This is a genomic window from Secundilactobacillus muriivasis (genome assembly GCF_054785195.1).
On record NZ_BAABMI010000084.1, the window covers coordinates 1 to 10,919 of the forward strand.

At 48.4% G+C, this 10,919-nt stretch carries 6 protein-coding genes and 1 pseudogene; all 7 read left to right on the forward strand.

From position 1 onward, the window contains the following. Positions 1-466: 466 nt before the first annotated feature. The 7 genes and pseudogenes from ACYVR3_RS15345 to guaB all read left to right on the forward strand — a co-directional run bounded on the left by ACYVR3_RS15345 (position 467) and on the right by guaB (position 10,551). Positions 467-1,594, forward strand: a complete 1,128-nt coding sequence (locus tag ACYVR3_RS15345; protein ID WP_461244932.1) for a hypothetical protein — start codon at positions 467-469, stop codon at positions 1,592-1,594. Between the two features lie 59 nt (positions 1,595-1,653). Then, a pseudogene (gene wsfD / locus ACYVR3_RS15350) lies at positions 1,654-3,084 on the forward strand (glycan biosynthesis hexose transferase WsfD). Then, positions 3,077-4,636 carry a hypothetical protein gene (locus ACYVR3_RS15355; RefSeq protein ID WP_461244933.1) on the forward strand — a complete coding sequence of 520 codons (1,560 nt, stop codon included), beginning with the start codon at positions 3,077-3,079 and terminating at the stop codon, positions 4,634-4,636. The pseudogene wsfD and the gene ACYVR3_RS15355 overlap by 8 nt, the downstream one beginning before the upstream one ends. A gap of 35 nt (positions 4,637-4,671) precedes the next feature. Further along, positions 4,672-5,901: a glycosyltransferase family 2 protein gene (locus tag ACYVR3_RS15360; protein WP_461244936.1), complete on the forward strand. Its 1,230-nt coding sequence runs from the start codon at positions 4,672-4,674 to the stop codon at positions 5,899-5,901. 31 nt (positions 5,902-5,932) lie between these two features. Further along, positions 5,933-7,960: a cellulose biosynthesis cyclic di-GMP-binding regulatory protein BcsB gene (locus ACYVR3_RS15365; protein WP_461244937.1), complete on the forward strand. Its 2,028-nt coding sequence runs from the start codon at positions 5,933-5,935 to the stop codon at positions 7,958-7,960. Next, positions 7,950-8,807 (forward strand): diguanylate cyclase domain-containing protein, encoded by an 858-nt coding sequence (locus ACYVR3_RS15370; RefSeq protein WP_461244934.1) that lies wholly within the window; start codon positions 7,950-7,952, stop codon positions 8,805-8,807. The genes ACYVR3_RS15365 and ACYVR3_RS15370 overlap by 11 nt, the downstream gene beginning before the upstream one ends. A 601-nt stretch (positions 8,808-9,408) precedes the next feature. Next, on the forward strand, positions 9,409-10,551 hold the full coding sequence (guaB, locus tag ACYVR3_RS15375) for an IMP dehydrogenase (RefSeq protein ID WP_461244935.1): 1,143 nt from the start codon (positions 9,409-9,411) through the stop codon (positions 10,549-10,551). Positions 10,552-10,919 lie beyond the last annotated feature (368 nt).

Consider the following 10,919-nt stretch of genomic DNA (forward strand, 5'->3'; position numbering starts at 1 on the left):
CGAACACAGAAGTTAAGCTTCAGCACGCCGAGAGTAGTTGGGGGATCGCCCCCTGCAAGGGTAGGACGTTGCCACGCAAACCAAGTCGTTGATCGTTAAGATCAACGGCTTTTTTGATGTCTAAATTACTATTGAGTGTAGTTCTGTAGGCTGTTTGTCATCGCTTCGCTCGCCAAAGCCGCCTGAAGGACACGTTTTTGAACTATCAATTAACAATCGCGATAAAACTGGCAATCTCTAGATAGCCTCTTCAACCCAATGACAACCCATGTTATAATTAATTCAAAGTTAATTATTGCTCACCTTTAAACGATAAGTCTAAAGGCCGACCCGTTACCGGAGACCCTGTCTGCCGTTGACGGGTCTTTTAGCAAAGGCTGACGCAAGCAGTTTAAATGGCGTTAATTTGCCCGTTTGCCCAGATTAACCAGAGTTAGGAAATTAATTGTTGGAATGGAGGGCCGACATGAATCGACGAAAATGGCGAATCATCGTTATCAGCGTGTTGGCGTTGGTGATGTTGACCGCTTGTCATAAACAGGTTAAGGTAACGGTGCCGAAAACATCGGCGGCGCAATTTGTGATTCAGTCGCATGATCATCAGTCGGCTCAACAGGCCAAGTTACTCAATCAGTTTGTTGAACAGCGACTGTTAACGACCAAGGGCCTCTATACAAACTATCGCGTACGTAAAAATTCCAAGCAAGTCGCAACCGGCCATGATTTACTGTTAGAATCATCTGGGCTGTGGTTAACGGCCTTAGTTAATCAGCATCGATATGGGCAGTTTCGTCAATTTTACAAAGCAACCAAGGATCAATTTGATCAAGGAAACCAATTTAGCTACCGAATTGAAGAAACCGGGAAAAAGGCTGACGTTAACGCGACGTTAGATGATCTACGGGTCATTCGAGCGCTGCAAACCTATACCCAGTTAACGCACAGTTCAAAATACCGCCACGAAGCGGCTAAACGATTTGCGTTACTCCGACAAACAGTCATTAAAGATTCAGGTCAGGTGGCTGATTTCTATAATGTGAAGAGTAAAGAAACCAGCAATGATAGTGCCTTGAGCTACTACGATCTCCTGACGTTAAAGTACTTTGAATCGGTGTCACCAGCGGAGAAGAAACTTTATCGCAAGCAATTAGCCGTTGTTAAAAAGGGGTACTTAGGAGATGGTTTCCCGTTATACGCAAGTAGCTATAACTGGCAAACAAATCAGTATAGTGCGAAGGCGCTTAATACTTCCGAAATGTTGGAAACGCTGTTGCACTTATCCGAAGTGGGGCAATTAAAGTCGCAGTCGCTTTCTTGGTTAAACCAACAGGTGACCCGCAAGCAACTTTACAACACATACACCACGTTAGGCACAGTGACGGATCGTGATCAGTCAGCGGCCAATTACGCGCTGGCGGCAATGATTTTTGCGAATGCGGGTCATCGGCAAGCCTATCAACGAGCAATGGCAGTGGTCTGGCAGGGCCAAGTGACCGACAAAACCTCACCGATTTACGGTGGCCTTGGTGATGTAAAAACAACTGATGCCTACTCGTACAATAACTTAGTGGGGTTAGTTGCAACGATGTATTAGGACGGTTTTAAATGAAAACGATACTAAGAAAAGGACAACATTATATCTCACCGGAATTAATGGCAGTGATTTTAGCGGCCATTTTGAGTGGTATTTTGCTATTTGTGCCGCCGATTAATGGGCTGGCGGATAACGGTGACTTTTACCGGGCAACGTTGAGTAACGGATTATACCGACTGCCATCACATGTTAATCAGTATCTGGATTACGTGATTCCGAAATTCGGGATTTACCAGTACTTTAACGAAAATAAGGCTGTGGTGTTAACATCGCAGTCGTTGTTTGTGCGGGCGGCGATTTTGCTCAATAAACTGTTTTAAAGTCATACCATTTTTGATATTCGGTTTTTAGGGGCGATATACGAGGCGTTTTACCTTGGCGCCATTTACCTGCTGACCAAATCGCTGGTTTACCCGTTTCGTAAGGGGCGGAGTTACGCGGTGGCATTGATCGTCGTGTTTGTGTTTGCGGATTCGTCGTTTACGCTGTACTTTAACTCGTTTTTTGGCGAACCAGAAATGTTCATTGCGGCGCTGTACTCGTTTGCGGCGGTGATGTTGCTGGCTCGGCACTGTTACCGACGCAACTGGCCGTCAGTCGTGCTGTTTTTCGTCAGCACGATTTTCCTGATCACTAGTAAGCAGCAGAACGCGCCGTTGGCGTTGAGTTACATGGTGGTGGCGACCGGGTTGCTGTTCTTACCGCATTTTAAAGCGCGAAAATTAGCCATTATGCTTGGGATGGGGACGTTGGCGGCTTCTGGGGTCATTATTTACGCGTCGATCAACACCGACTTTAACAACTATAATCTGTACCAGTCGTTTTCACACGGGGTGCTGATGGAAACCAGTGATCCTAGTCATAAGATTGCCAAAGATGGGCAGATGAGTGAGCGGTTTGCGCTGATGCGGTCGCAGGACTACTACGCGAAAACCTTTGATCCGGTCAAGCCAACCGGCAAATTCGTGGAGAACCACCTTCTGAACCATTACAGTATGGGGTGGGTGTTAAAATACTACGCTAAGAATCATCGCCAGTTCCTCAACCTCATGGATCTGGCCTCTAAAGATGTGATGATCACCCAAGTCAAAGCGGTGGGTGATTATCCCGCCAATAGTGGGCATCGGGCCGGTGAGCAGACTAAGTTCTTTACGCTATACAGTACCTATATGGGGGCCTTTTTCCCAGGTAAGTTTGCGTTTATCTGCTTACTAGCAGTGGTGTTCAGCGCGGTTTACGCGGTGAGTGCCTATCTGGACTTTAAAGCGGGCCGAACCATGGGTATTTTGCGATTTTGTCAGGTTGCGGGGCTGATGACGATCTTCGTCTTCGTCCCGTTTATCGCCATTATTGGTGACGGTGACGCGGACTTAGCTAAGCACATGTTTATGGCACCGGTCAGCTTGGACCTCGTACTGGTGCTGTTTGCGTCAGACATGCTGAATCACCGACTCTGGTTGACTGAGGAAGGCGGTGAAGCGGATGAGTAAACGCACGCTGCGTTATAGCTTAGTTGCCATGATTGCGTTCTTAATTGGTTTTGGAATGGTCCGAAGCCCCAGTGTCCACGCAGCCACTAACGAGCGGGTCTTACTGGTATATGATTCACAAAATACCACGGCGAAGGCCAACCAAAAAATTGCCACGCTCCAACGGGCGTTAACGAGTTTGAATCTGCGGGTCAAAACCATCAAAGAGTCGGACTACCAAAGCGGTGAACTCACCGGCTATGACGGGGTGATCACCATGATCAACTGGCCGAAAGCGGAACTGACCAATCACCAGTTTGTGCGTGACCGACAAAAGTTTAAGGGCATTAAGCTTCATATTGGCGACAACCTGACGTCTGCGGAGGCAACGGAACTTGGTGTGAAGCAGCACCGCATTTACCAGCAACAGTTGATCCTAAAAAATCAGGGGACCTCGCAACTTCTACCATTTAGCGAAACGATGACGGTGGTGGACCACCTGCCGAAAAAAGCCAAGACGATTGGTAAATTAAGTACCCAGCAGGCGAATCAGAAAACGACCAGTTACGGTCTGATCGTGGGGAAGAACGGGTACCTACCGTATTTTAGTACCAAGGGGCTGAGCTTGTTGGCGGCGGTCCAGACGTTGGCGGAACTCTTCGGTCGAACGGCGACTTACCAGCCGTTGTTGACCATCAGCAACGTGACACCGTACTCGCACCTGAAAAATCTCGACCGGCTCAGCCGTTACTGTGAGCGGATGGGCATTCCCTTCGCCATTAGCACGGTGTCGGTGAGTCAAAATACCGAGTTGCACGCCTTCAAAGTGTTTGCCGCCTACCTACGACGCGTGGAAGACCGCGGCGGCATCGTCTTTATTCAAACCCCGATCGTCGGTGGCGCAACCGCGGCGAACGCGCAGGAGTTAAACGACATGTTTACCAGTTACTTGGTAAGTTTAGCGCGGTATCAGGTTTATCCGGTGGGCATCAGTGCACCGGGGTATTGGAACCAAGACCGCGTGTTACGTCAAAATAGTCTGAAGAAGGCGGATCACTGGCTGCTGTTACCGAATACTAGTGACCAAACTTACCTGAAACAAGATGATAATGCCCAAACGGCGAAGATGAGTCTGCTGGCGGTTTCGGCGTCATCGTTGAACGACGTGCGGCAAACTGAAACCACCGTCAAGTTTAACAGTCCAACTGCCGTAACCGTTAAGTTGCCAGACACGGCAACCCAAGTGCACAACACCGAGCAACAGATTCAACAGTTGAACTACTCGTGGTTAGATCCAGCGGCTAGTTGGCAAACTGAATTCATATCGGGGTCGACTGATGTTGGGTATCAGCGCGGTAATTACCTATTGAATGGTCAGCGTGAAACGGTAACGGCTGATCACGTGACGACGGCGACCAGCAACGGTGGGACACCAAATCAGCAGGTGCTATTTAAAGGGTTCTTTAAACTGCAAGGAGTGCTCATCGCGGGATTCTTTACGATTGTTTTGGTCGTGATGCTGATCTTTATCTACTTGGGACGCCGAATCTACCGCAATATGTTTAGACGATAGGAGGCATTGTTGTGTCAGTGCTTGATTTTTTCCTCATGATTGCGATTATTTCAATCTGGGGTATTTTGATTGTCAATCTGATTTTAACCATTGCCGGGTACACCTGGTATTTGAAACAAGCGGGGCAACCGGATCCGGTGTTACCGGATGAGGTACCGTTTGTGTCGATTATGGTGCCGGCGCATAATGAGGGCATCGTGATTGTGAAAACCGTGCTGGCGTTGCTGAGTTTTGACTATCCGCACGACCGGTATGAGATCATTGTGATCAACGATAATTCCAGCGATAACTCAGCGGAACTGCTTGCGAATTTACAACAGCAGTACGGCCATACCCGCCTGAAGGTGATCAACACCGATAAGACCAATGGCGGGAAGGGCAAATCCAACGCGTTAAATATCGGCTTGAAAACCGCTAAGGGCAGCCTGATTTCAATCTACGATGCGGATAATACGCCGGAGCACGAAGCGTTACGAATCTTAGTCGCGGAACTACTGGGTGACGATCGGTTAGCGGCCGTCATCGGCAAGTTTCGGACGCGAAATAAGAACGCCACGATTCTAACTCGGTTTATCAACATTGAAACGTTATCGTTTCAGTGGATGGCACAAGCGGGGCGGCAACACCTGTTCCACCTGTGTACGATTCCGGGAACGAACTACGTGATTCGCCGGAACGTACTGGAAAAGATCGGTGGCTGGGACGTGAAGGCCTTGGCTGAGGATACCGAAATTAGTTTCCGGGTCTACCAAATGGGGTACCGAATCAAGTTTCAACCACGTGCCGTCACCTGGGAACAGGAACCGCAAACTTTGGACGTGTGGTTCCATCAGCGAACCCGGTGGGTCAAGGGTAACATCTACGTGATTTTGAAGAATGGCAAGCAGCTGTTTCAAAAGAAGGGTCGCCCAATTCGGTTTGACCTGTTGTACTACTTAACGGTTTACTTTTTACTGATGTCGTCACTGTTGCTGTCCGATACCGTGTTTGTGTTATCGGTAGCGGGCATCGCCCATTCGGACCTGCAGGGGTTCAGCAACGGGCTGTGGTTGTTTGCAATTTTGATGTTTGTGGTCAGCACCTTCGTGACGATCACCACCGAAAAGGGTGAGCTTACGTTGAGTAATCTGTTACTGATCATCTTTATGTACTTAGTTTATAGTCAAATGTGGTTAGCCGTCGCGGCTTACGGAATGGTGGGGTATATTCGTGAACAAGTCTTTCATCAACAAGCAAAGTGGTATAAGACCAAACGTTATCAGTAGACTAATTGTTGCTGTCCTGTTTGGCATTTTGATGTGGGGTGGGCAAGCCTTGACTGCACAAGCGGCCAACCAAACCTATACGCAGCAATTTCAAAATACAACGGCGACCCTGTCCGGGAAGTCGGTTGAGACTAACATGTATTTTACCAAAATGGACTACTGGAAAGTGAAGAAGGCGACGTTTAACTTTAACTACCAGATCTCACAGTTAGCGTCGCGGCAAACGTCAGACATTACCGTGTCGATCAACGGGGTCAAGTTTGACTCGTTTCGGCCCAAGGATAAGACTGGTTTTCAAACTGAAAAAATCAAGATTCCGCTGGACCTGTTGAGCGGTGAAAACGAGCTCCAAATCAATGGACAGGTGCTGAACAAGTCTGGTAAGGACAGTTACGATTTGGCCCAAACACCAGCCAATTGGTTAACCATCAAGGACGGCTCGAACGTCAACTTCGAGTACACCTTGAAAGAAGCCGAGAACACGCTGCAGTCGTTTTACGCCCACTTTTCCGGGCAGGATACGATTGCCAACCAGCACTCGCGAATCATGACGCCGGATCAACCAACTGCTAACGAGCTGACGGCCAGCATGACCGCCCTCGCCGGTGAGTCACGGGTGATCAACACCGATAACGACCAGATTCAAGTGGTCCCGGCATCGAAGGCCGATGTGAAGAAGAACGACTACGTGATGGCGGTAGCAACCTACGACCACCTGCCAAGTGATTTGAAGAAGGCAGTGGACGCCAAAAAGGTCAAACATCAAGCGGTGATCCAAACGCACTATACGGGTGGGAAATACTACCTGATCGTCACCGCCCCCAACGGAAAATTGCTGAAACAGGCTGCGCGTTTCGTCGCCAACGAGGAACTGATGAAGGAGACCAATAAGTCGACCGAAACGGTGACGATGGCCACGGCCACCTATACCTCAGTGCTTCAAGACGAGGGGCGCTATCAACTGACTCAGGGTACGGATGAGATCAAGGGTGCCGGTCACCGAGAGACGAGCTACTTTGTGAGTCTGCCCAATGACCGGTCGAACGCAGATGGGTCAGAGATCCAGCTGCATTTTAGATACAGCAAGAACCTCAACTTCAACCGGGCGTTGGTCACGGCTTACGTCAATGACACCACGCTGGGGAGTAAGAAGCTGACTGCAGCTCACGCTAACGGTGATACGTTGACGCTGAAGGTGCCAAAGGGAACGCCTCTTGGCACCAGTTTTACGGTGCGGGTGGCCTTTGACCTTGAGATGAAGGATCAGGATAGCTCGGATAACAGCGACACGCCGTGGGCCGAAGTTGAGCCACAGTCACGGATGTTGGTGAAATCTCAGCGGAGTAACGACCTGCTGTTGACGAACTACCCAACGCTGTTTATTAAGAACCAGACGTATAACCAAATCGCGGTCGTGGTGCCGAAGAAGTTTGATGCCACCGACTTCAAAACGTTGACCAACATCTTTAACCTGATCGGTAGTTTCTCAAAGAGCAACACCGGTCGGATTCAATTCTACACCAAACAACCATCCAAGTACGTGTTGGCGAGCCACAACGTGATCGTGATGGGCTCGCCGAAGACCAACGCGATGGTGAAGGCGTTGAATAAAAAGTTGTATTTTAAATACGACAAACACTTTAATGGGTTCCAATCTAACGAAAAGTTGAGTATTGAGCGCGACTACGGCAAAACGATTGGGACGGTGCAGTTACTGCGGTCACCGTATAATCAAAAACGCGGCCTGCTGGTGGTGACCGGCGCAACACCGGAAGCCAGTTACCTGGCATCAACGCAGATCAACTTCCAGAAGAATATCGAGCAGTACTCGGGTGACGCCATTGTGGTGGATGAAAATAACACCCACTACAGTTACCGGTTCAAGAAGGATAAGAACATTGATGATGCGTTAGCCCGAAAACGCAGTCTCAGCAGTCATTCGCAGCTGTTGTTGTATCTGGGGATTATCGTGGTCGTACTCGCATTGATCGGCCTCGGTGGCTTCTTGATCGTTCGGAAACAGGGCTTACTGAATAGGGGGCAACGCCATGATCAATAATGACCAACGTGATTCGATTTTTCAGGATGTCGCCTTGCTGGTGTTTTTGCTGCTATTTAGCGCCGTTGCGGTACTGATGACGATCAGTGGCCATTCGTTGGTGAACGTGGTGAGCCTATTTTGTACGGTCGTGCTCCTGATTTTGACCTACTTTTTGGGCTTAATTCCCAGCTTGTTGGCCAATATGGTGTTCATTGCGGGTCAGGTGATTTGGACGATTTACCAGTATGGCAATAACCACGGTGTCATTACGTGGTCGCTGCTTTTCTGGCTGGTGATGCCAATTTTGCTGTCGTTGTCGTTGTACGCGATGACCCAAACGCAGGTGGCGCTACAACAAGCCAATGGCGACTTACGAGCTGCCTTGGTTGAACGAGGTGCTTTTGACCAACAAACGAACCTGCGGACAACCGTGGCGTACGTGGAAGATGCTTCGGTATTTATTGAAACCAACGAACGCTTCAAGTTGCCGGTCTCAACGGTGATCATTAAAATTCGCTACTTCGATGATATGAAACGAATGATGAGTGAAAACCAGCTGAACGTCTTGCTGCAACTCGCTTCGGAAACGATTAAGGATATCACGCGGGATAACGACATTACGTACTTGGTGGATAACGAAGACCCAACGTGGGCCATTCTGCTGTTCTCGGATTCGGAAGGCGCCAACATCGCCGCTGACCGAATCAGAGCGGGCTTCGCCAAGGCATTAGCGGGCGAAACGCGACTATCCAGCCTAGCTATTTCGATGGTGGTCGGGATCGCAACGTGGGATCCGGAAGAGATGAATAATCCTTATGATCTGATGAATGCGGGGATTAGGGAGACTCAGTATGATGTGAGTTAGAGTGCGAAGTGAAGCGGTTAGAGAGTGGTGTATAAGCAAAAGACGTGTAAAGTCCTGGGTTTCGGACTTTACACGTCTTTTGCTTATACATAACTCTCTGCTTCACTTCGCACGTTTCGGCGTGGGAGCCGAAAACGGGTTAAAGGTTCCTAATCCAGAATAAAACCAAAACCCCAAGAAGGCGCCTCCTCAACCGAGCCGAAACAAACGTAGTATTAAAGCACGTCACCAAAATTCAGTTGGTAATAGAGAAAAGCAGAAATGAAACGAAAATTATCGAGCAACATCTATAAACGCAAATTCAGACCACTCAAAACAAAGCCCAACATCCCAATCCCGCATTTTCCGTTACCACCCCCCAATATCCAACTCAGAATCCCCTAATCACCATTTGCATTCCGAACACTAACCGAATTTACTGTCAATAACGTTCATATTACATCACGACTTAAAGCGTTTTACTGAATTTTGATTTGAATTTAATGGAAAAATCGAACGAAAATAATAATAGTTTGATGAGAATACTTGCTTTTTGTGAAAACGGCTGGTATATTACCAAACAATACCAAAAAAATTTAAATACAGGGAGCGTTTATTTCAAATGACTACTAATTGGGATACAAAGTTTGCAAAACAAGGAATTACGTTTGATGATGTGTTGCTCATACCAGCGGAAAGTCATGTGTTACCTAATGACGTCGATTTGCAGGTCCAATTAGCCGATAATTTGAAATTGAAAGTGCCATTCCTCAGTGCCAGCATGGATACGGTGACTGAATCGAAGATGGCGATTGCCATGGCCCAAAACGGTGGCCTTGGCGTTGTGCACAAAAACATGAGTATCGATGCTCAAGCCGGTGAAGTGGCTAAGGTAAAGGCCGTTGCTGCTGACCAAATCGATACCAAGCATGCCGCAGTTGATGACCAAGGCCGGTTATTAGTGGCCGCTGCTGTTGGGGTAACGTCTGATACCTTTGACCGGGCCCAAGCGTTACTAAATGCCGGTGCCGATGCCATTATCATTGATACGGCTCACGGTCACTCAGCTGGCGTTCTTCGGAAGATCGCTCAAATTCGCGATAAGTTCACCGATGCCACTTTGATTGCCGGGAACGTTGCCACTGGTTCCGGGACGCGCGCATTATTTGAAGCCGGCGTTGATGTTGTCAAAGTTGGGATCGGCCCTGGTTCAATCTGTACCACTCGGGTCGTTGCCGGTGTTGGGGTACCTCAATTAACTGCCATTTACGACGCAGCCGAAGTTGCCCAAGAATTCAACAAGCCAATCATCGCTGATGGTGGGATCAAGTACTCTGGTGACATCGTTAAAGCCTTGGCAGCCGGTGGTAACGCCGTTATGTTGGGGTCAATGTTATCCGGGACGGATGAAGCTCCTGGTGAAGTCTTTGAAGATAACGGCAAAAAGTACAAGACTTACCGTGGCATGGGTTCATTAGCCGCAATGTCACACGGTTCAGCTGACCGTTACTTCCAAGGTGGCGTCAACGAAGCCAACAAGTTAGTGCCAGAAGGCATCGAAGCCCGTGTTGAATACAAGGGTAGCATCGATGATATCATCTTCCAAATGGTCGGTGGTCTTCGTTCAGGCATGGGTTACACCGGTGCCAAGACAGTTCAAGATCTGATCGACAACGCCCAATTTGTTCGCATTTCAAACGCCGGTTTAGTTGAATCACACCCACACGATGTGCAATTGACTAAGGCAGCGCCTAACTACAAATAAACCCCTAACTAAAAACGGACTAAACTAGCACTTAGTTGTGGTAAAGTTCTAAATAAGTTCAAATAGCGTCACTGATTCCTGTTTGAGGAATTGGTGGCGTTATTTTTTTGTCGTATTAGATATTGTAAGGTTTGGAAGTGGAATGATTGTCTAGTAATCGACAATCATGCTAGTTGTTAGTCTGACACGTTTGATTGATAGTTGCTGTTGTTTTTGTCTAGCGTAAGCATTCTTCTGTTCAGTTTGTGAAGTTCGGTGATTTGCGTGGACTGGCGATTCCGGTAGTCGACCAGGTTCCTGCTGTGGGGCCGGCCTGAGCCGAAGGGCGGTCTCAGACCTCGAAGTTAAGCCTCGCCACAACCCACGCG